This is a genomic window from Burkholderia sp. WP42, from assembly GCF_000745665.1.
In the GTDB taxonomy this organism is placed as follows: Bacteria; Pseudomonadota; Gammaproteobacteria; order Burkholderiales; family Burkholderiaceae; genus Burkholderia; species Burkholderia vietnamiensis.
Genome location: NZ_JQJT01000017.1, coordinates 189,173 through 210,582 on the forward strand (window position 1 = coordinate 189,173; position 21,410 = coordinate 210,582).

The 21,410-nt window shown below is 67.2% G+C and carries 19 protein-coding genes; 7 read left to right on the plus strand and 12 right to left on the minus strand.

The features are described 5' to 3' along the window. Nucleotides 1-6: 6 nt before the first annotated feature. Together EX20_RS10995 and EX20_RS11000 are read right to left on the minus strand one after the other, a co-directional pair. Nucleotides 7-513, minus strand: coding sequence for a PRC-barrel domain-containing protein (locus EX20_RS10995; RefSeq protein WP_034193534.1), 507 nt, complete (start codon nucleotides 511-513; stop codon nucleotides 7-9). A 46-nt stretch (nucleotides 514-559) separates the two neighbouring features. Then, complete coding sequence (locus EX20_RS11000) at nucleotides 560-991, minus strand: CBS domain-containing protein (protein WP_011882196.1); 432 nt, start codon at nucleotides 989-991, stop codon at nucleotides 560-562. A 1,293-nt stretch (nucleotides 992-2,284) separates the two neighbouring features. Here EX20_RS11000 and EX20_RS11005 point away from each other — a divergent pair. The 4 genes from EX20_RS11005 (at nucleotide 2,285) to EX20_RS11020 (ending at nucleotide 7,808) form a co-directional block, all read left to right on the plus strand. Next, a complete protein-coding gene (locus EX20_RS11005) occupies nucleotides 2,285-2,596 on the plus strand; it encodes an ATP-binding protein (protein ID WP_014724903.1) in 312 nt (103 codons plus the stop codon). A gap of 221 nt (nucleotides 2,597-2,817) precedes the next feature. After that, on the plus strand, nucleotides 2,818-3,696 hold the full coding sequence (locus EX20_RS11010; protein ID WP_034193535.1) for a MipA/OmpV family protein: 879 nt from the start codon (nucleotides 2,818-2,820) through the stop codon (nucleotides 3,694-3,696). Between the two features lie 108 nt (nucleotides 3,697-3,804). After that, on the plus strand, nucleotides 3,805-5,502 hold the full coding sequence (locus EX20_RS11015; protein ID WP_034193561.1) for a VRR-NUC domain-containing protein: 1,698 nt from the start codon (nucleotides 3,805-3,807) through the stop codon (nucleotides 5,500-5,502). Then, nucleotides 5,499-7,808 (plus strand): ATP-dependent DNA helicase, encoded by a 2,310-nt coding sequence (locus tag EX20_RS11020; RefSeq protein WP_034193536.1) that lies wholly within the window; start codon nucleotides 5,499-5,501, stop codon nucleotides 7,806-7,808. Before EX20_RS11015 ends, EX20_RS11020 begins: the two co-directional genes overlap by 4 nt. 24 nt (nucleotides 7,809-7,832) lie before the next feature. Here the strand turns inward: EX20_RS11020 and EX20_RS11025 are convergent, their stop codons facing one another. The 3 genes from EX20_RS11025 to shiA all read right to left on the minus strand — a co-directional run bounded on the left by EX20_RS11025 (nucleotide 7,833) and on the right by shiA (nucleotide 11,619). Next, entirely contained in the window at nucleotides 7,833-8,603 is a 771-nt protein-coding gene (locus EX20_RS11025; RefSeq protein WP_011882203.1) for an IclR family transcriptional regulator domain-containing protein, read from the minus strand. A gap of 181 nt (nucleotides 8,604-8,784) precedes the next feature. Further along, nucleotides 8,785-10,086 (minus strand): UDP-N-acetylglucosamine 1-carboxyvinyltransferase, encoded by a 1,302-nt coding sequence (locus tag EX20_RS11030; protein WP_014724898.1) that lies wholly within the window; start codon nucleotides 10,084-10,086, stop codon nucleotides 8,785-8,787. Nucleotides 10,087-10,311: 225 nt separating this feature from the next. Beyond that, nucleotides 10,312-11,619, minus strand: coding sequence for a shikimate transporter (gene shiA, locus EX20_RS11035; RefSeq protein WP_034193537.1), 1,308 nt, complete (start codon nucleotides 11,617-11,619; stop codon nucleotides 10,312-10,314). Nucleotides 11,620-11,972: 353 nt separating this feature from the next. Here shiA and EX20_RS11040 point away from each other — a divergent pair, with 353 nt between their 5' ends. Then, entirely contained in the window at nucleotides 11,973-13,100 is a 1,128-nt protein-coding gene (locus tag EX20_RS11040) for a 4-hydroxyphenylpyruvate dioxygenase family protein (RefSeq protein WP_011882206.1), read from the plus strand. A 308-nt stretch (nucleotides 13,101-13,408) separates the two neighbouring features. On the opposite strand, the gene EX20_RS11045 is transcribed toward EX20_RS11040, so the two are convergent. The 3 genes from EX20_RS11045 to EX20_RS11055 all read right to left on the minus strand — a co-directional run bounded on the left by EX20_RS11045 (nucleotide 13,409) and on the right by EX20_RS11055 (nucleotide 16,332). Further along, nucleotides 13,409-14,740 (minus strand): type II toxin-antitoxin system HipA family toxin, encoded by a 1,332-nt coding sequence (locus EX20_RS11045; protein ID WP_034193538.1) that lies wholly within the window; start codon nucleotides 14,738-14,740, stop codon nucleotides 13,409-13,411. A gap of 2 nt (nucleotides 14,741-14,742) precedes the next feature. After that, nucleotides 14,743-15,159 carry a helix-turn-helix domain-containing protein gene (locus tag EX20_RS11050; RefSeq protein ID WP_014724894.1) on the minus strand — a complete coding sequence of 139 codons (417 nt, stop codon included), beginning with the start codon at nucleotides 15,157-15,159 and terminating at the stop codon, nucleotides 14,743-14,745. Between the two features lie 282 nt (nucleotides 15,160-15,441). Next, entirely contained in the window at nucleotides 15,442-16,332 is an 891-nt protein-coding gene (locus EX20_RS11055; protein WP_014724893.1) for a LysR substrate-binding domain-containing protein, read from the minus strand. A gap of 158 nt (nucleotides 16,333-16,490) precedes the next feature. On the opposite strand from EX20_RS11055, the gene EX20_RS11060 reads away from it, so the two are divergent. Both EX20_RS11060 and EX20_RS11065 read left to right on the plus strand, forming a co-directional pair. Next, entirely contained in the window at nucleotides 16,491-16,991 is a 501-nt protein-coding gene (locus tag EX20_RS11060) for a lipocalin-like domain-containing protein (RefSeq protein WP_034193539.1), read from the plus strand. Between the two features lie 427 nt (nucleotides 16,992-17,418). After that, nucleotides 17,419-18,402 carry an HTH-type transcriptional regulator ArgP gene (locus tag EX20_RS11065; RefSeq protein ID WP_014724891.1) on the plus strand — a complete coding sequence of 328 codons (984 nt, stop codon included), beginning with the start codon at nucleotides 17,419-17,421 and terminating at the stop codon, nucleotides 18,400-18,402. Here the strand turns inward: EX20_RS11065 and ssuE are convergent. Genes ssuE through EX20_RS11085 form a run of 4 tightly spaced genes read right to left on the minus strand, consistent with a single transcriptional unit; the run spans nucleotide 18,392 to nucleotide 21,403 of the window. Further along, entirely contained in the window at nucleotides 18,392-18,985 is a 594-nt protein-coding gene (ssuE, locus tag EX20_RS11070; protein WP_011882212.1) for an NADPH-dependent FMN reductase, read from the minus strand. The two genes, EX20_RS11065 and ssuE, sit on opposite strands and share 11 nt — an antisense overlap. A 13-nt stretch (nucleotides 18,986-18,998) precedes the next feature. After that, nucleotides 18,999-19,280, minus strand: coding sequence for a 2Fe-2S iron-sulfur cluster-binding protein (locus tag EX20_RS11075; RefSeq protein WP_011882213.1), 282 nt, complete (start codon nucleotides 19,278-19,280; stop codon nucleotides 18,999-19,001). 21 nt (nucleotides 19,281-19,301) lie between these two features. After that, nucleotides 19,302-20,045 (minus strand): iron-containing redox enzyme family protein, encoded by a 744-nt coding sequence (locus EX20_RS11080; RefSeq protein WP_011882214.1) that lies wholly within the window; start codon nucleotides 20,043-20,045, stop codon nucleotides 19,302-19,304. Next, the gene (locus EX20_RS11085; RefSeq protein WP_034193540.1) at nucleotides 20,042-21,403 is read right to left on the minus strand and encodes an ATP-grasp domain-containing protein; all 1,362 of its coding nucleotides are present in this window, start codon (nucleotides 21,401-21,403) and stop codon (nucleotides 20,042-20,044) included. The genes EX20_RS11080 and EX20_RS11085 overlap by 4 nt, the downstream gene beginning before the upstream one ends. Nucleotides 21,404-21,410 lie beyond the last annotated feature (7 nt).

Consider the following 21,410-nt stretch of genomic DNA (forward strand, 5'->3'; position numbering starts at 1 on the left):
TCCATCTCATTGCCGCCCGGTCGTCGCGTCATTCTCCGGGCCGCCGGGCGACGCCTCGTAAGGCGGCGAATCGAGCGCCGTTTCGCCTTCCTCGATCAGCCAGTAAGGCGACGCGCCGTAGTACGCATGCAGCGCCTCGGCCCACGCCGGATCGGCCATCGCTGGCCAGCGATCCTTGTCGAAACCCGGCGCCTCGCGCACGCGCTCGGTCGGCACCGGCAACACGAAGCAGCGACGCTCCGCATCGAGCGTCAGCACGTTCCACGGCAGCGCGAGCAGCTTGTCGCCGATGCCGAGAAAGCCGCCCGACGACACGACCGCATACGCGATCCGGCCGGCGCGCACATCGAGCATGATGTGCGTGACCTTGCCGATGTCGTCGCCGTCGATGGTCAGCACGTGATCGTCTTCCAGCGTGCCGGCGGCCATCACGTCCGGCCCCGGCCCGCCCGTCGAGCGGCCGTCATCGCCGACGATCCCTGCATGCGCGCGTGGCGCCCGGTCGGTTGTCATCGCTGTTCTCCTGGTCGAATCGATAGGGTGGCCTCGGTAGCCGCCATCACCGCCGGCGCGGCAGCGACACGTCCTCGAGCGTGTTGGCCAGCTCGTCGCGCGCCGGGCCGCCGGCGCGCGTCGCGATGTCGCCGAGCGACACGATGCCGACCACGCGGCGCTGGCCGTCGAGGACCGGCATCCGGTGCAACTGCACGTCGGCCATGCGCTGCTGGACGTCGCCGACGCCGTCGTCCTCGATGCACCATTGCACCGGCGCCGACGCGACGGCCTTCACCGGCGTGTCGGGCGAATGGCCATGCGACAGCGCGCGTATGGCGAGGTCGCGGTCGGTCACGATCGCGACCAGTTCGCCGCCTTCGCATACGGGCAGCACGCCGATGTCGAAGCGCTGCATCAGTTCGGCCGCATGGCGGATCGTGTCGTTCGGCGCGACGCAGACGACGTCGCGCGACATGATCTCGTTGACGCGATACATGGACGCCTCCTTTTTCAGAGCAAGATGAGCGCGGAGCAGGATGCGTGCCGCGCGCGGTTCACTCGCGGCCGGCGAACGGGTCGCGCGGTGCGACAAATTTGCCAGCGCGCTTGTACATCTTCCACGGCTGCTGCCGCGGCCGGCTCGACGAGCAGTGCGTCAGTGTCCGACGCCCGTCATCACGACGATGGCGAACACCAGCGCGCTCTCGACGGCCGCGAGCGCCGCGACGCCCGCGGCGCCGCTGACCTCGTGCCATGCACGTTCCATGCGTTTCATCTGTCTGCTCCGGTCGGTCCGGCCCGGCGCAGCGTGGCCGCGCAGCCTGGGCCGGGTGCCGCCGTCAGCCGTGATCGCGGCGGCGGTGTCAGGACATCCGGCGCGCGTGGTTCGCGCGGAGCCGGAAGGGTGTCGCGGCGTCGATCGCGCTCGCGCCGCCGAGGGCGGGTTGGGCGCTGTCAGGGAGCCTTGCATCGATCGGTTCGTCGATATGGACTTCCCGGCACGGCCGTCGCAACACGCTGATGCGGCGACGGAAAGGAGCGGCGGCCGCTGACACGGCATCGCGGCCGCCAGCCCGAGTGATCGAGCCTCCGGGATCGAAGGGCGCAACGACCGTACCTGTATACGGCGCGCGGGATGTCGCTTGTCGCGACGTCACGCATGCGGACGCGGCAATACATCGCGATCCGCTACGGGACAAAGAAAGGAAAACGCCGACGAATAAGCTGCGGCGAGGCGACGGTACGCGGTGATTTCTGCACGTGGCGCGAGCGTTTCGACGCATGGAAGCTCGCCCCGCGCATCTATCGAGTTCAATGGAACGTACGAGCGCTGCGTGGGACGGCACCTTCTGCGCGAAGCCGCGCTGCGCGCGCTCATCGCTTGTCGCCGCGAACGCGCGCAGCGCACGGCCCACGTCGCAAGCCCTGCGCTCCGCAGCAACCCGCCGCAGCGGCTCACCACCCCATACCGCCTCGCGTCGCCCGCCGCAAAAAACCCGGCCACCCAGACCCCGCAGGCACGCTGTTTGCGCACGCTCGCCGCGCCAATCGACACGCGCGACCCGCCGCGCAGGAGCCACATGAACAGCCGATCCTTGCTGCACCGTCCGGAACCCACGCCCGACCTCGATCCCGATCCGGCGCTGCCGGAGCACGACGATCCGGTGGACCCGCCCGTGCCGGTCTGCCCGCCGCAAGGCGACCCGCCGTCGCGGCCGCCGCCGGTACGGATGCCGGGCGGGGGCGGCGCACCGCAGCCGGCCGCGCGCTCACTGAGAGGAGGACCATCATGGACATTCACGTGCAATCGCCGGACAAGCGCGCGATCGCCCAGGTGCTGGGCCGCTATTTCGAGTCGCGTTCGCTGCGCTATCACATCGAGGAACTGCCGGGCGGCGTCTTGCAGATCGGCTTTCGCGCAAGCGGCCGGCCGGCTGCCGTCACGGTGTCGTTCGACGAGTCGGCTTACGACACGTATACGCACTGGGACGCCAGCCAGAAGCAGCTCGCGCTCGGCCGGCTCGCCGACGGCTTCTCGCGCATGATGTCCAAGCGCAGCACGGCCGCGCTCGCCGGCGACTATCACGTCGAGCGTTTCTGATTCAGCCATTCAGCCCCGGCTTGCGCCGGATCCCGGCAAAGCGCCCCGGCTCAACGGGCGCTTTGCGACTTTGCGCGCGTCGCGTAGGATATTTGCTGTTAAGCGCACGCTACGTTCGCACGGCCCGCTGCCGGCGGCCTTGGCCGGCAGCGCGCGACGCGCTTTGATCAGAGTTCATCTTGATTCGAGTTCGATACGCATACCCGACGGAGATTGCCCCGATGACCGTTGCCCGCCCGTTGCTGTCACCCGGCATGCGCCGGCTGGTGTTCGGCCTGTCCGCCTTCACTGCGCTGACCGCGGTCGGCGCGCGCGACGCGGCGGCCCAGACGCCTTCGCCGCTCGGCGAATGGCAATATTCGGCGGGCGTTCCGCTGCGGAAGATCTTCGGCCCCACGATCCCGACGTGGCAGGTGAGCGTCGGCGCCGCCATGACGCTGCAGCCGCGCTATGAGGGCTCCGATCGCTATCGGGTGATGGGCGGCCCGAACGTCGACATTCGCTATCGCGACCTGTTCTTCCTGTCGACGGGCGAGGGGCTCGGCGCGAACGTGCTGCGCGGGCCGAACTGGCGCGTGAGCATGTCGGTCGGTTATGACCTCGGGCGCCGCTCGGCCGACGACCTCGGCCATCTGAACGGCCTCGACAACATCAACGCGGCGCCGGTGATGAAGCTGGCCGCCGACTACGTGATCTCGAAGGACTTCCCGCTCGTGCTGCGCGCCGACGTGCGGCGCAGCATCGGCGGCTCGAACGGCTGGGTCGGCGACTTCTCCGCGTACATGCCGATGCCCGGCAGCAACGAGCACTTCTTCTGGTTTGCCGGGCCCACCGTATCGTTCGCCGATTCGCGCTACATGAACAGCTGGTTCGGCGTGAACCAGGGCGCAGCCGCGCGTTCGGGGCTGCCGGCCTATTCGTCGGGCGCGGGGATGAAGTCGTTCGGCGCCGGCGTGACGATGGTCTGGTTCGTCAACAAGAACTGGTTCGTGACGATGGACGGCGCGATCGAGCAACTGGTCGGGCGCGCAAGACGCAGCCCGATCACGCAGCAGTCGACCAACGGCGTGTTCGACATGTCGGTCAACTACCAGTTCTGATTGCCTCGGCACGCCGCGGCGCGCATATGACACACCCGCGCGCGCCTGTGGCATCCGGCGTCACGGTGATATGATTCCGACCTGTACAAACGTACAGTGATCGATCCCGTGACGCCTGCATCGCCGCCTCCTCCGGCGTTTTACTACCTGACCAACTTCGAACGTGCGCTCGCGTGGCTCGGCGAGCGCTACGACGACCTGCTCGACGCCGCCGAGCGCGCGTTCGTCGCCGAGTTCGCGCGGCTGCCGCAGGCATCGCGCGCATTGCTCGTGCGGATGCTGATGCGCAACGGCTCGGACTTCCGCGCGAGCAAGCTCGCGTATGACGAGATCGGCTGCCCGCTCGACGCGGCCGCGCCGCTCGCCGCGCTCGGCTGGGTCGATCCGGCGCCCGCGCTGACGCTCGATGCGCTGTTCGCGCTGTCGACGCGCGCCGATCTGCTGAAGATGTTTCCGTCGCTCGGTGCGCATGCGGGCGAGCGCAAGCCGGAATGGCTCGAACGCCTGCGTCCGGCTTACGGCGACGTCGCGCAACCGCTCGAAGCATGGTGCGCCCAGGCCGACGATCGCGTGCTGCGGGTGACGGTCGGCGCGCTGTGCGAACGGCTGCGGCTGATGTTCTTCGGCAATCTTCATCAGGACTGGACCGAATTCGTGCTCGCCGATCTCGGCGTGTTCCAGTACGAAAGCGTGCCGTTCGCGCCGTCGTCGCGCGCGTTCCAGCAGCGTGCCGACGTCGATGCGTATCTCGCGCTGCACGCCTGCCGCGCGGCGCTCGACGCCTGGCCGGACGAGCTGCCGTTCGACGAGCTGCTCGACGCGATCGACGTGGTCGAATGCGCGCAGCCGTGGCTCGCGACGCGCCGCGCAAAACTCCTGTTCACGCTCGGCCAGACCTGCGAGCGCCGCGCCGACTGGGACGCCGCGCTCGACGCGTATGCGCGCAGCGCGTGGCCGGGCAGCCGGCATCGGCGCATTCGCGTGCTGGAACGCTGCGAACGCATCGCCGATGCACTCGCGCTCGCGCTCGATGCGCGCGAGCGCTTCGAAAGCGACGAGGAACGCCAGCGGGTCGAGCGGATGCTGCCGCGCTTGCAGCGCCGCCTGGGGCAGCCGGTCGAACGCGCGCGCGGCGCGCCGGCCGTGCCGCGCGAGACGCTCGTGCTGGCGCGCCCGGACGCGTCCGTCAGCGTCGAATACGCGGTGCGCGACCATCTTGCGCAGCCGGGCGCGCCGGTCCATTACGTCGAGAACACGCTGATCAATTCGCTGTTCGGACTGCTGTGCTGGGAGCCCGTGTTCGCGGCCGTGCCCGGCGCCTTCTTCCATCCGTTCCAGCGCGGCCCGGCCGACCTGCACGCGCCCGATTTCGCGGTGCGCCGTGCGGACGCGTTCGCCGCCTGTTTCGCACAGCTCGAGTCGGGCGCATACCAGGACACGATCCGTCGGCACTATGCGACCAAGACGGGGCTGCAGTCGCCGTTCGTGTTCTGGGGCGTGCTGACCGACGAACTGCTCGACGACGCGCTCGCGTGCTTGCCGCCCGAGCATTTGCGGCTGTGGTTCACGCGCCTGCTCGCGGATATCCGCAGCAATCGCTCGGGGCTGCCCGATCTGGTCCGCTTCTGGCCCGGCGAGCGGCGCTACGAGCTGATCGAGGTGAAGGGCCCCGGCGACCGGCTGCAGGACAACCAGACGCGCTGGCTCGCGTACTGCGTGGCGCACGGCATCCCGGTGCGCGTCGTCGATGTCGAATGGGCGGGCGCCGGCGTCGAACACGCCGAAGCGGCGGGGCTGTCCGCATGAGCTACGTCGTCGCGGTGCGGGCGATGTGCGAGTTCACCGCGCGGCGCGGCGATCTCGACCTGCGCTTCACGCCCGCGCCGACCGCGCTCGAAGGCATCGCCGGCCACGGCGCCGTCACGTCGGCGCGCGGCGCACGCTACGAAACCGAAATCGCGCTCGCCGGCACGTGGGGCACGCTGACCGTGCGCGGGCGTGCGGACGGCTACGACCCGCTCGCGAACCGCCTCGAGGAGATCAAGACCTACCGCGGCAGCCTCGACGCGATGCCGGCCAACCATCGCGCGTTGCACTGGGCGCAGGCGAAGGTCTATGCGCATCTGATGTGCGCGACGCGCGGCCTCGCCGAAATCGACGTCGCGCTCGTCTATTTCGACATCGTGTCCGAGCGCGAAACCGTGCTGACGGAAACGCTGAGCGCCGAGGCGCTCGCCGCGTTCTTCGCCGAACAGTGCGCGTGCTTCGTCGGCTGGGCCGAGCGCGAGGCCGCGCATCGTGCGGCCCGCGATGAGGCGCTGCGCGCGCTGACGTTCCCGCACGGGCAGTTCCGCAGCGGGCAGCGCGAGCTGGCCGTGTCCGTCTATCGCGCGGCGCGCGACGAAGGCTGCCTGATCGCCCAGGCGCCGACCGGGATCGGCAAGACGCTCGGCACCGTGTTTCCGATGCTGAAGGCGTGCGGCGAAGGCAAGCTCGATCACGTGTTCTTCCTGACCGCCAAGACGCCCGGCCGCGCGCTCGCGCTCGACGCGGCCAGGACGCTCGGTGCCGGCACGCCGGCGCTGCCGCTGCGCGTGCTCGAACTCGTCGCGCGCGACAAGGCATGCGAGCATCCCGATCGCGCGTGTCACGGCGAGTCGTGCCCGCTGGCGCAGGGCTTCTACGACCGGCTGCCGGCCGCGCGCGACGCCGCGATCAGCGCGGGGCTGCTCGATCGCGAGACCGTGCGCGCCGCCGCGCTCGCGCACGACGTGTGTCCGTATTACCTCGCGCAGGAGCTGGCGCGCTGGTCCGACATGGCGATCGGCGACTACAACTACTACTACGACGGCAGCGCGATGCTGCATGCGCTCGCGCAGCAGAACCAGTGGCGCGTCGGCGTGCTCGTCGACGAGGCGCACAACCTGCTCGACCGCGCCCGGCGGATGTACAGCGCGTCGCTCGATCCGTTCGCGTTTGCCGCCGCGCGCGAAGCGGCGCCGCCGACGCTGCGCAAGGCGTTCGACCGGCTCGCGCGCGCGTGGGGCGCGCTCAATCGTGCGCAGGCCGAGCGCTATGCGGCGTACCCGGCTATTCCGGCGGGGCTCGTGTCCGCGGTGCAGAACCTCGTGGCGACGATCGGCGAGCACCTGACCGATGCGCCGCGCGCGAACGACGACGCGCTGTTGCGCTTCCATTTCGACGCGATCCAGTTCGGCGTGCTCGCCGATGCATTCGACAGCGCGTCGATCTTCGACGCGACCTTGCACGGCGAGCCGCTGCCGCGTCAGGCGGCACTCGACACGGTCGATGCGCTCGTGCCGGCTGCGCGCCGCCGTCGCATCCAGTCGACGCTGTGCGTGCGCAACGTGATACCGGCCGGTTTTCTCGCGCCGCGCTACGAGGCCGCCCGCGCCACCGTGCTGTTTTCCGGCACGTTGAGCCCGTTCCGGTTCTATCGCGACACGCTCGGCTTGCCGGCCGACACGGGCTGGCTCGACGTCGAAGGGCCGTTTCGCGCCGAGCAGTTGACGGTGCGCGTGGCGAGCCACGTGTCGACGCGCTGGCGCGATCGTGACCGCTCGCTCGAGCCGATCGTCGATCTGATCGCCGCGCAATATGCGACACGTCCCGGCAACTACCTCGGCTTTCTGAGCAGCTTCGACTATCTCGCGCGCGTCGTCGCGCTGATGCAGGCGCGCCATCCCGACGTGCCTGTCTGGGCGCAGTCGCCCGGCATGGCCGAAAGCGAGCGCGACGCGTTCCTGGCGCGCTTCGACGCCGGCGGACGCGGCGTCGGCTTCGCGGTGCTGGGCGGGGCGTTCTCGGAAGGCGTCGATCTGGTCGGCGAGCGGCTGATCGGCGCGTTCATCGCGACGCTCGGCCTGCCGCAGATCAACGACGTCAATGAACAGATGCGGCGCGCGATGGACGCGCGTTTCGGCAACGGCTACGACTACATCTATCTGTATCCGGGCCTGCAGAAGGTCGTGCAGGCGGCCGGGCGCGTGATCCGCACCGAACGCGACGAAGGCGTCGTGCATCTGATCGACGATCGCTACCGGCGCCGCGAGGTGCGCGATCTGTTGCCGCGCTGGTGGCGCATCGGTTGAACGCGAGGGCGGTGCGGCGCGCCGCTACAGCACGTTGAGCATCGCGAGCGCCGTTTCCTGCAGATGCGGAAGCACGCGCCGCACCGCCGCGTCGGTCGATTCGCCGGCGATCGGCATGTTGGTGCTCAATGCGGCGACCACTTCGCCGTGACGATTCTTCAGCGGCACCGCGATGCCGCGCACGCCCACCTGCAATTGCTGCTCGATCACCGCGAAGCCCGCGTCACGCGCGTGGTCGACCTGTTCGAGCAGGCGCGCCTTGTTCGTGATCGTGTGCGGCGTGAACGGCGCCAGTTCGGTGCCGTCGAGCCACGCGCGCACGGCCTCGCGGTCGGGATGATGGGCGAGCAGCACGACGCCCGGCGACGTCAGCGGCGCCGGCACGCGCGCGCCGAGCACGAAGCCGGTCGTCATCACGCGCGACACGCCGTTGCGGGCGATGAACACGAGTTCCCAGCCGTCGAGCACGCTCACGTACGCCGATTCGTTCAGCGACGCGCTCAGTTGCTGCAGATACGGCTGCACCATGCGCGGCAGGCGTGCCGAGTCGAAGTACGACCAGCCGACCCGCAGCACGCGCGGCGTCAGCCCGTAGAGCTTGCCGTCGGTGTACACGTAGCCGAGCGATTCGAGCGTCAGCAGGTAGCGGCGCGCGGCCGTACGCGTGAGGCCGGTGCGCGCGGCGGCCTGGGTGGGCGTCATCCGTGCATGCTGACTGTCGAACGCCTCCAGGATCATCAGGCCTTTTTCCAGGCCGGCAATCCAGTCGCGTCGGTCGAGTTCGGGCTTTTTCATCGTCGAGGGCGGAGTGGGGCGCGTGCGGTCGCCGCGCCCGGACGGGCGATCATCGTGCGAATGCGCGGCTGGGAGGCGAGGCGGTCGATGCGGTCGACGGCTTGCGATGGAGGACGCCGCAGCGACGCGGCGGGATGGGCACGAAGCATCGGATGCGGCGTGCGCCGCATCCGGGATGCCGTTACTCGCTGCTCGTCCACTCGACGTTCGCGCCGACCGAACGCAGGTTTTCGACGAAGTGCGGATGGGCACGACGGATCGGCAGCGCGTTCATGATTTCCGAACGGCCTTCGATGCTCGCGGCCACCATCAGCAGCGCGATCGCGACGCGGATGATGTACGGGCTTTCGACGCGCGCCGGCGTCAGCGCCAGCCCACCGAACGTGATGAGCCGGTGTGGGTCGGACAGCAGCACGTGTGCGCCGAACTTCGACAGCTCGCCGGACCAGCCGAGCGCGCCGTCGTAGACCTTGTTCCAGAACATCGCGCTGCCTTCGGCGCGCACGCCGAGCGCGATGAAGATCGGCAGCAGGTCGACCGGCAGGTACGGCCACGGCGCGGCTTCGACCTTCGTGAGGATGTTCTGCGTAAACGGACGCCGCACGCGCAGCGGGCCGTCGCGTTCCGCGCGCGACCAGCCGTCGCGGTGCGTGACGGTCACGCCGAACTTCGCGAAGGTGCGGTCGATCAGCGGGAAATGCTCGGGCGACGAATTGCGCACCGTGATGTCGCCGCCGGTGATCGCGCCGAGCGCGAGGAACGTCGCGATCTCGTGGAAGTCCTCGGCGAAACGGAACTCGCCGCCGCCGAGCTTGCCGCCGCCCGTCACGCACAGCCGCGAGGTGCCGAGGCCGTCGATCGCGACGCCGATCATCGCGAGGAACTGGCAGAACTCCTGCACGTGCGGCTCCGACGCCGCGTTCATCAGCGTGGAGGTGCCGCTGGCCGCCGTCGCGCACAGCGCGAAGTTTTCGGTGGTCGTCACCGATGCGTAGTCGAGCCAATGATCGTTGGCCGTCAACGGGCCGTCGGCGCGGACGATCAGCGAATCGGGCGTGCGCTCGATGTGCGCGCCGAAGCGCTCGAACACCTCGACGTGCGGGTCGATTTCGCGCACGCCGAGCGTGCAGCCCTTCACGTCGTTTTCGAGCCGCGCGACGCCGAAGCGCGCAAGCAGCGGCGGAATCAGCATGATCGACGAGCGCATCGCCTCCGGCAGCCGGTGGACGGCCGGATCGAACGTCGTGTTGCGGTGGTGCAGCTCGAGGATGCCCGTCGCGAAGTCGACCGACACGTCGCTGCCGAGCGTGCGGAAGATGTCGAGGATCTTGCGCACGTCGGTGATGTCCGGCACACCGACGAGACGCAGCGGCTGATCGGTCAACAGGGTGGCGCACAGGATCGGAAGGACGGCGTTCTTGTTCGCGGACGGCTTGATGTCCCCGCGCAGCGGGGTGCCGCCGTGGACGATGAGATTCGACATGATATGGGGGCGTATCGGTGACTGACGTAGGCCCATATGATGCCATTGGTCGGCGACCGGCGTGGAGTGTTCGGCACGGAAAAGGGGCGTGCGCGTGGGGGGCTTGACCGTGTTTGACGTTGGCTGCAGGCGCGACGCGCGGTTGGCGGCCGGCCGGGCGCCGCGCCGCGCATGGCCGGGCCCATATGGCCGGCCTATGCCGGGCCGGCCATGACGCTCATGGCGTCATTGGGTCACCCGCATCCGCGCGGCGACGACCAGCGAGATCAGGCAACCCACGGCGAGATAGCCGGCCACGAGATGCCACGCGCCGCCCGCGAAGCTGACCAGCGCCACCGCGATGAACGGCGTGAAGCCGCCGCCGACGACGCTCGCGAACTGATAGCCGACGCCCGCGCCGCTGTAACGGTACTCGGCGCCGAACAACTCGGTGAAGAGCGGCTGCTGGACGCTGACCACCATGTCGTGCGCGGCATTGGCGAGCAGGATCGAGAACACGACGATCCACGCGACCGAGCGCGACTCCAGCGCGAGGAAGAACGGCACCGCCGATGCGAGCCCGATCAGCGCGCCGGTCAGATAGATGCGGCGCAGGCCGAAGCGATCGGCGAGCCACGCGAAGCTCGGGATCGTCACGCAGCTCACCGTGCCGACCAGCAGGCCGATGTTCAGGAACAGGTCGCGCGACATGCCGAGGTTCGACGTCGAATAGCTGAGCGCGAACGCGGTGACGATGTACATCGTGAACAGCTCGGCCAGCCGCAGCGCGACGATCAGCAGGAACGCCTTCGGATGGCGCGTCAGCGCTTCGAGCACCGGCAGGCGCAGCTTGCGGTTGCCGTGCTCGACCTTCTCGACGAACTCCTGCGACTCGTCCATGCTCTTGCGCACCCACAGTCCGATCAGAACCAGCACGATGCTGAACAGGAACGGCAGCCGCCAGCCCCACGACTTGAACGCGGCGTCGCCGAGCGTGTGGCTCAGGATCGACACGATGCCCGTGGCCAGCACCAGCCCGACGCCGTAGCCGACCTGCACGCCGCTGCTGTAGAACGCCTTCTTCTGCTTCGGTGCGCTTTCGACGGCCATCAGCGCCGCGCCGCCCCATTCGCCGCCGACCGCGAAGCCCTGGATCGCGCGCATCGTCACGAGCAGCACCGGCGCCCACCAGCCGATCGTCGCGAAGCCGGGCAGCAGGCCGATCGCGACGGTCGACAGCCCCATCAGCATCACGGTGAGCACCAGCATCCGCTTGCGGCCGAGCCGGTCGCCGTAATGGCCGAACACGACGCCGCCGAGCGGGCGGAACAGGAAGCCGACGCCGAAGGTCGCGAACGCCGCGAGCGTGCCCATCGTCGGGCTGACCTTCGGGAAGAACGCGGAATTGAAGACCAGCGCGGCGACGATTCCATACAGCAGGAAGTCGTACCAGTCGACGACGGCGCCGACAAAGCTGCCGATCGCCGCCTTGCGGGCCTGGCTGCGGGCGCGCTCGCCGGCAGCGGTGTCGAGGGTGTCGAAAGTTGGGGTCACGACGGTGTCTCCTGGCATCGCGCATCGTGATTCGCGGCGGCGCCGCGTCCGATGCTGCATTGAGATGATTGGGTGAACCGAGAATAGGGCGCGCGCCGCACGACGGCAATTGGCCGATCGGGAGATTTGCGCGATTATCGTTCTTCGATGTGCGATTATCGGACGCTTTGCGGGTTTGCACTAGACGCGCCACCGGCTGGCCGAACGGCCGGGGTGTGCCGCCGTGAACGATCTGGTTAAAATCTCGACCATCGAAACCTTGCCCGACTCGGGCGGACCTCGGCCGTCGCATCGGCCGGCGGGCGCCGCGCAGGTCGGGCGTACTCACCGACCGCATGCCTCCGGAGACTGGAATGCCCGGCAATTCTCACCCACTGTCCAGCGATACGCCGCCCGTTGCCGATCCGGCCGCCAATCCGCTCGGGATGGCCGGACTCGAATTCGTCGAGTTCGCGGCGCCGGTGCCGGACGCGCTCGCGCAGCGCTTCGAGCAACTCGGGTTCAAGGCTGTCGCGCGCCATGTCAGCAAGAACGTCACACTGTACCGGCAAGGACAGATGCAGTTCCTGATCAATGCGGAGCCCGATTCATTCGCCGCTCGCTATGCGGAGGAGTACGGGATGGGCGTGTGCGCGATCGGGCTGCGTGTGGCAAGCGCCCGGCGTGCGTTCGAGCGGGCGATCGAGCTGGGGGCGTGGGCGTTCGAGGGCGAGCGGGTCGGCGTCGGCGAACTGAAGATTCCGGCGATCCAGGGCATCGGCGATTCGCACCTGTACTTCGTCGATCGCTGGCGCGGGCGCGACGGTCAGCGCGGCGGCGTGGGCGACATCTCGATCTTCGACATCGATTTCCGGCCGATCGACATCGCGACCGCGCACGCCGATCTCCACTGCGAGGGCACCGGGCTGCAACAGGTCGACCACTTCACGCAGACGGTCGGCGCGGGGCGCATGCGCGAGTGGCTCGACTTCTACCACGACCTGCTGCACTTTCGCGAAATCCACGAGATCGACGCGCACTGGCACGTGTCGGAGGAATCGCGCGTGATGGTGTCGCCCTGCGGCGCGGTGCGGATTCCGGTCTACGAGGAGGGCACGCGCCGCACCGAGCTGATGCACGCGTATCTGCCCGATCATCCCGGTGAGGGCGTGCAGCACATCGCGCTCGCGACCGACGATATCGTCGCGAGCGTCGATGCGCTGCGCGCGAACGGCGTCGACTTCGTCGAGCCGCCGGCGCGCTATTACGACGAAGTCGATGCGCGACTGCCGGGGCACGGCGTCGATCTCGACGCGTTGCGCCGCTGCGCGGTGCTGGTCGACGGCGAAATCGGCGCCGACGGCGTGCCGCGCCTGTTCTTCCAGACCTTCGTCAAACGCCGGCCCGGCGAGATCTTCTTCGAGATCGTGCAGCGTCAGGGGCATCACGGGTTCGGCGAAGGAAACCTCGCCGCGCTGGCGCGCGCCCGCGACGCCGGCTGAGCGGTACGGCGGATTGCTTAAGCGCGGCCGCCGCAAGCAGGGCGGCAGCCGCGGCGGTGCTTTCAGCGAGTGCCGGACGCGAGTACGCGGCGGCATGCCGCTTCGAGCCGTTCGCGCATTGCATTGGTCGGGCGCCGGTCGTGCGGTTGCGCAGTGGCGGCCGTGGTCCCGATCGCCGCTCGGCGGAGCGCAGGATCGAGTACGACGGGCTCCGTGCCGGGCACGCAGCTGCATGAGCACGGCGGCGACCATCGTGCGGACCACGGGTGCGGCCGCATTCTGCGCACGCTGCGTGGTGTGCAGGCGGCCTAGTCGGCCGCCTGCAGCTTGCGCGCCTGAGCGCGCATCCCGTCGAAGATCGCGTCGGCCACATCCATCGGGAAATCCGCCGGAATGTGCGACGCGACGTCGGCGATCACCGCTTCCGTGCGTGCCGCCACGTCGGCCATGGCTGCGCGCACGTCGTCCTCGGTCAGCCCGACGCGGCTGCCTTGCGCGATCCAGTGACGCGGCCGGATGTCGCCGATCACGTAATGACGATTCTTCCCGCACACGGCCATCGCGAGCCGTGCGCGCCGCGGCGACAGCTGGTTGCGGCGCGTCCCGATGATCGGATGCGCGGACAACACGTCATACAGCGGCGTGCTGCGATACGTGTTCCCCGGCAAGTGCGCGATGCTGAAGTTCTTCGCGTGGCCGTCGATGGCCGCGAGTACCCAGAACACCAGCTGCGTGACGAAGAAGTTCATCCGGTCCTGCGCGGCGGCGGAATTCGCGAGGATGCCCATGATCGCCGCGATGCCCGGACCGCCGTCGGATTCGTATTTCATGCCCGACGGCGTGCCGGTAGCCTGGCACATGTCCTCTTGCGGCAGCCGCAGGATCCATGTGCGGTCGCGGGACGGCCTGCGATCGAAGCGCTCGACCACCAGCGCCTTCTGATCGTCGAACCGGCCGATGTCGCAGGCGGCCACCGGCAAGCCGTAAGCGGCGACGATCTTCGAGCACAGCCATTCATTTTCGACCGACGTCCGCATGTCGGCCTGCATGTTGCCGACGCGGCCCAGCGGCAGCTTGAAGATATGAGTGGTGGGCGTGCTGCCCGACGGCAGCATCCAGCGGTTGCCGTGACGCAGCAGCGCGGTCTTTTCCTGCGCGCCGGCGATCGACAGGCGCAATTCGCCGCCCGATTCGGCATGGCCCGGCAGCGGTGCGGCGGTCGCGTCGCGCAGTACGCCGGCCACGGCCGCTTCGTCGAGCACCGTGCCGTCGATCGATTCGAGGTCCAGCGGCGTCTCGCCGGGCGGCAGCAATTGCAGCGCGCCGACGCAGTCACGGCCGATCGACGCGAGCAGTTCGAACGGCGCCGTGGACGCCAGCCGATAACGCTGCGCGATGCGGCGGCGGATCGGCTGACTGTCCGGCAGCAGGTTGTCGAAGTAGTCGGCGACGGTCGCGCCCTGATGCGGCTGGTTGCCCGGCGTGAATGGCAGCGACAGGGACAGCGGCCGACCCTGCGGATCGTCGATCCAGGTGGGCAGGTAGACGAGGCGTTCGACGCCGCGTCGAATTTCCCAATAACCGACCGGAATGCCGTTCATCCACAGGTCGAGACGGTCGTGGCGGGGGCGGCGAACCATCGTCACCAGTCCTCGCGGCCGGCGTCACGCGCTTTGCGCGGTGCGGCCGCGGCAGGCTGCTTGCGCGTGGCCGCACGCGTGGCTTTCGCGGCGGCCGGCGCCGGGGCGGGCTGAGCGGACCGGTTTGACGAGCCGGACGAGCTACGCCGAGACGGCGGCGATGTCTGCTCGGGCGCGGACGCGGAAGGTGCGGGCGCCGCAGCGTCGCCGGGCTCGAGCGTCACGCGCACGCCGAGCACATTCAGCACCTTGAAAAGCCGTTCCATACTGACTGCCGAGGGATTGGCCTCGAGCTGCGCGTACGACTGCTGCGTGACGCCGAGGCGGGCCGCGAGTTGCGCCTGCGTGAGCCCAGCTGCCTTTCGGAAGCCGACGAGGATCGGGCGCAATTGGGGCAAGGTCTGGACAGGGAATGCCATGGGCTCTCCGCGGAATGACAGGCGATCGCTTGTAATGGGTAAATACAGTCTATCGAATGTATTTGCAAGATACAAATCGTAGCCTGTATTCGGCGAAAACAAGCGATAGGCTGTTGGGGAGTCGCTGGGGCGGAGCGTGGAACGGGGCTGCTGCGCGCCTTATGGGCGGTGGTTGCAGTCGCGGTGCGACAGGTTGTTGGTGCCGCGCCGCGACTGAGCCGCTTCATGACATGACCTGCTGGTCCAAGTGGCACGGTTTTGTGGGCTAGGGTTGCGATCGCGCTACGCGGCACGTCGTGCATCGGCAAGATTCGCGATCAGATTGTCGACCACGACGCGCTTCAGACTGACGAGCGCCGCCGACGCGTCGAGATCGCCCGAGTGGATGCACAGCTCGACCGACGGCAGCGGCGGCAGGCCGTCCCGTTCGCCCAGCCGGCGTAGCGTCGGCGGGACGCCGGCCATCGTCCTCAGCGTGATCCCCAGCCCGCCCGCGACGCCCGCCCACAGGCTTTGCAGGCTGCCTGTCGTATAGGCAAGTCGCCACGGGATACCTGCGTTGTCCAGCGCGCTCGTGCCGGCCTTGCGGAACATGCAGGGCGACTTGTACAGCGCAAGATCGAGCGGCTTGCCGGATGGCGGACGGATGTCGAGGCCGGCCGGCCCGATCCACGCCATCGGCAGGGTGATCAGGTGCTCGGCGTCGGCACGGCTTTCGGCACCCATCGCGAGCACGACGTCGAGCTCGCCTGCGTCGAGCCGCTCGAGCAATTGTCCGTTGCGTTCGACCACGATTTCCACGCGCACCGCAGGATGTGTGCGTTTGAACTGGCCGAGCGCGGTGGGCAGCCACGATTCGGCGAAGTCTCCGGGCAGACCAAAGCGAACCGCGCCTTCGATCGCCGAGCCGCGGATCGCTTGCACGGCCTCGTCATTCAATTCCAGGATGCGGCGTGCATACGACAACATCAGATCACCCGCCTCCGTCGGGACGAGGCCGCGCCCCTGGCGACGAAATAGCGGCTGGCCGATCTGCGTTTCGAGCTTGCGCATCTGCTGGCTGACCGCGGATTGCGAGCGGCCGATCCGGTCCGCGGCGCGATTGAGGCTGCCGAGCCGGTCGGCAGCGAGCAGTGTGCGCAGCGCGTCCATGTCGAGATTAGGAACGGTCATGATGTCGTTTCTCTTATGGGTCCGTTTCGAATTATCGTATTTATCGCACATTTTCGCAGCTACCATCAACTCGACCATCTCCCCCGACGGGGATGGATGCGGATTCCGTTGCCGATATAGGCGGTGTGTCTTTCAAATCTTTCATCTAAGGAGTGACCATGAACATCGGTTCGATACTCAGACAAGGTATCCCTGGCTTGCTACTGGCCGCATCGATCATTCCGGCCGGCGCGTCCGCTGCGCCGTCGCTCGCAGGTACCTGGACACTCGTCGCCGCCGACGTTCAACATCCCGATGGGACGCGTGGCCGCGACTATGGTGCCGATCCGAAGGGCTTGCTGTTGATCGACACGAGCGGAAATTATTCGCTGCAGATCTTCAAATCGGAACGGCCGCGCTTTTCGTCGAATGACAAAAGCAAGGGCACGCCCGACGAGTATCGAGATGCAGTGCTGGGATCAAGCACGCATTACGGTTCAATCACGATCGATCCGGCAGAGGGCACGCTGACGTTTCACATCAAAAACTCGTCGTTCCCGAATTGGGTAGGACAGGAACAGAAAAGGAATTACGAATTGAAAGGGAATGAATTGAGTTATCGCGTAACGCCGCGACCGAATGGCGATGTGCCGATTTCCGTCTGGCGGCGCGTGGATTGAGCATTGTTTCCAATTAAAGCGGAAATCGGTTGTCGTGCGATTGAAACATCTTCATTCTGGATATAACCTGCTTTGGCATTAGCCTTCGAGCGAGCTGTTAAAACTGCCAGTGAATACGATTTTTAAAAAGACGTAAGATGGGCTCCGTGACTTGAAATTATGCAGGTTACTCATCAAATAAATATTCTTAATCCCATTTGAGGTTGGCTTACCGCCTCCTTGTCGAATCGCCGGAGATCGTCCTCGGTAAACGGAGAGTCCGCTGGATTAATCCCCGGCATGACGGGTCGTCGTGCCGCATCGCGGCGAAACGGCAAGTGCGCGGTACTCAACCCCTCTTCGTGCGCGATACGAGAGGGCAATCCTTCGTCCCGCGCGCGCTGTTGAGCGGACGGATCACTTGCTTGAAGTTTGGTAGGGGATTTCAGTGCTAGATCGACAACAACTCGAAGCTTTTGCCGTCGTCGTCGAAACGAGGAGTTTCGAGCGTGCGGCGGAACGGCTGAATATTACGAGGGCCGCCATCTCGCAACGCATCAAGGCGCTGGAGGATGCATTGGCGGCGGCCCTGCTGGTCCGCAGCAAGCCGCTGGCACTGACGCCGGTGGGCGAAGTTCTGTTCAAGCACACCACGGCGGTGCGTCTGCTCGAAGCCGATACGTTCAGCCAGATCGACCGTCGTGGCAATCGGGGCGGCATGCAACTCGCGGTCGGCGTCGATGCGTATTCAATCGATGCATGGTTCGGCCGGGTCGCGCACCGGATTATCGAGCGCAACGTGCTCGAACTGGAAGTCGTTGTCGACGATGCGGACCCGGCCTTTCCGGCGCTGGCGCGTGGTGAAATCATCGGCAGCGTGTCGACGGTGTCGAGGCCAGTCCAGGGCTGCATTGCCGTACCGCTCGGCGCAATGATCTATCGATGTGTCGCGAGTTCGGCCTTCATCGAGCGCCATTTCGAGAAAGGCTTCAATCTCCACGCTGCATCGTTGGCTCCGGCGGTCGAGGTCGGCAGACGCACGGCGCTGCTCGAACGGTATTTCGAGGCGGCATTCGGCGTGAGCGTCGGCCGCTATCGAAGAAACTTGCTGCCGTCGATCGCGTCGCAGCTCAAGACGATCCAGTCCGGCCTGGGATACGGCATGCTGCCGGAGCAGACGGTGCTGCCGTTTCTCGAAGACGGCCGGCTCGTCGACGTGCGACACGACATGCCGCTTCCTGTGCCGTTGTACTGGCATCGATGGCGCGCGGCCCCCCCGGTCTGCGAGACGCTGTCCGAGGAACTGGTCAATCGCGCGCGCGAGGTTCTGGCCGCGGACGACCGCGAGCGAGTCGGGATGAGCGAGCACGTGCATGAAGCGGTAACACCGGCTCGCATGTGCGAATCCGTCGACTGCGCCGCTACGGGTTGACGGCTATCTCCGTTCGTTCGCTCGCCGCGAGAGTGCCGAGACGGGTAAGCGCCGCACGTTCGTCGAGCACGTGCATCAGCGATTCCACCGCGCCGTGCAAGCGCTGCGCGAGCGGCGCTGCGATCCGGTATTCGCCGTCGACGCGCGCGATGTCGGCTTCGGTGGCGAACACGTTGTCGAGCACGTGCCGCGCGCCGAGCGCGGTGAGCACCGGTTTGAGTGCATAGTCGAGTGCAAGCAGATGGGCGAGACTGCCGCCGGTCGCGAACGGCAGCACCGGCTTGTTTGCGAAAGCCGCCTGCGGCAGCAGGTCGAGGAAGGCCTTGAATAAACCGGAATAGGACGCTTTGTAGAGCGGCGTCGCGACGATGACGGCGGCCGCGTGCTGCACGGCCTCGAGCGCCGCCTGAATGGCGGGATCGTTCCAGTCGGCATGAAGCAGAGCACCAGCCGGCAGATGCCGGATGTCGATGCACTGCACCCGGTGGCCGCGCGCAGTCAGCCGCTCCGACGCAATGCGGAGGAGGTGCCGACTGCGCGACGGCTCGGTGGGACTGCCCGACAGCATCACGATATCGAACATGGCGATCAAGACCTCAACACTGTCGAATCGTTACGTCGCCGCGCAGCCGGCACTGGCATGCAAGACGCTTGTCGCCGTGGTCGTGACCGAGCCATTCGAGAAACGTGCTTTCCTTGTCTTCGGGATGCGAAAGATTGTCCATGCCCGCCAGTACCTCGATCACGCAAATGCCGCACATTCCCGCGCGGCATCCGAAGGTCAGTCCGCCCAGTTGAAGCTCCGCCGCGTCCGACAGATACGCGTCGTGCGGCAGCGCGAACGATTCGCCGGTCGTGCTGATGATGACTGTATGCATGTCCGCTCCGTCGAAAGTGGCTCAGGCTGCCGCGCGGTGGCCGACTGTGGCCTCGAAGAGCTCGCGGAAATACAGCGCGAGAATGGTCTGGATGTCGTCGAAATAGCGCAGCACTTTGTCGACGTCCGCCTCCTCGCGAATCAGGTAGCGCAGGATGCGCCACATCTCGCCCGCGTGATCGTCTCCGACGTCCGTATTGATGTGCGCGAGTTGCCCCTTGATCTTGTCCTCACCGAGCGTCTCCTTCATCGACTTGATCTGGCGGGGCGTGAGCTTCGCGGTCGTGTATTCGACCAGGTAGCTGGACGCGACCACGCCGATCGGATGCTCGTGTTCGGCGATGAAGTAGAAAAACCCCTGCAGCAGCCTCGTCGCGAGGAATGGCTCGGTCGCGTACAACTCCTCGTCGGTTACGCCGAGTGCCTTGCAGTCTTGCCTGAACAGCGTGTCGTGATTCATTTCCTCGGCCTGGTATTCCGCATACAGCTGCGCGGCCTCGGGAGAGATCTTCGTGATCGCGTGGAGAGCCTTGGCGTGCGCGGAGCGGCTGAGACGAATGCGCCAGACGTGCTCGATGGTATGACGGCGATACCACTGGCTATCGAGCTTGCTGCCTTCGAGATGGCTCGCGTAGGGGACGGTTGCCGCCCATTCGGCCATTTTCTTGTCGAGATAGCGATCGAGTCGATTACGGACAGCTTCGCCGTCTGCGAGCGAGTAGAAGGGAATCGGATGGTCGATGCCGCAATGCTGGACGCGATTCATGATTTCTCCTGGGGTGTGGGTTCTGCATCGGTAACTGCTGAGTCGGAATAGCGAACGACGAGCTGCGCGTCGAGCATCGCCGAGAGCGCGCGCACCTGGGTCGCGATGTCGGACACGGGCACCTTCCAAAGCGCGTTCAGGATGAAGATGCCGCGTTCGGAATCGGGTAGACGGGTGTGAGGCCGGACCGGCATGTCGACGATGTCCGGCGCGGGCGTCAGCCGGTCGATCGACAGCACTTCGAGCGTGCGATTGCGTTCGCCGTATCGGCTGAAGAACACGGTGCCGTCGCTGAGCGTGCCCGCCCGCCGCCGCGTGCTTTCGCGCAGCGCGTCCAGGCGCCGGTGCCACGCGCCGGCGGCGGTTCGTTCGGTACAGAGTGCTTGCACCCAAAGCTCCAGCATCGAGATGCCGCCGGTGAACACGCCGACGCTCTGATTGATCAGGGCGCCGCCCATGCGAGCGTTGATCTCGATGATGTCCCATCGGCCGGCGCGCCCGTCGAAGCGGGTCTCGATGTGGTAGCACCCGTCGGTGAGGCGCAGCGCGGCGAGGCATTGCTCGATGAACTGCTCGCCTTCGCGCTGCTGCGCGTCGGACAGGGCGGGTGCTGGCAGCGAGTTGCCCATCTCGAGCGTCGTGCCGGTGGCGTCGTCGAGGTATTTCGCGTGTACGCCGATGACGTAGCTGCGGGCATCGGCCGCGATGACTTCGAAGCTATACTCGTCGCCGCCGATGTAGTCTTCGGCGATGAAATCGAACTGCCCGTCGAAGATCGCCCGAAACGCGAGGTCGGCACGCATCTGCTCGCGCAGCGCGTCGAGGCGGGCAAGCGTCAAGCCGGCATCGAGCCGGAAGCAGGCGAACGAACCGGCGCCGCGACGTGGTTTGACGAACAATGATCGATCGCTCGCAAGCAGCGCGGGGAGCGTCGCGTGGTCGAGCAGCGTAGCGCGTGCGCCGCTCAGGTTGAGCGCGTTGAGCTGCGTGCGGCACTGCAATTTGTCCATACAGACGCGCAGCGCGTCGGGATCGGCATCCGTGGCGCCCAGCAGGCGATTGGCGCGCGCCATCAGTAATCGGTAGCCTTCGAATGTGGCGAGCGTCGCGACGATCGCGAAGCCCTCGGCCCGTGCCTCCGCCATCGTCTCCTCGACGTGCACATCGTTCAGATAATCGTCGTCGACGTGCCAGAGCCGGGCGGCACCCACGGCGGAAATCTGTTCGAGGTCGCGCGAATCGCGAGCGCGCGAACTGAGGATGACGAGCGCGATGCCCAGGCGCTCCGTATATGTGCGAACCAGCGCTGCGTAAGAGCGGGCCTGATGCGCGAAAAGAAGCAGGGCGGGCGTACTCATGATCCGG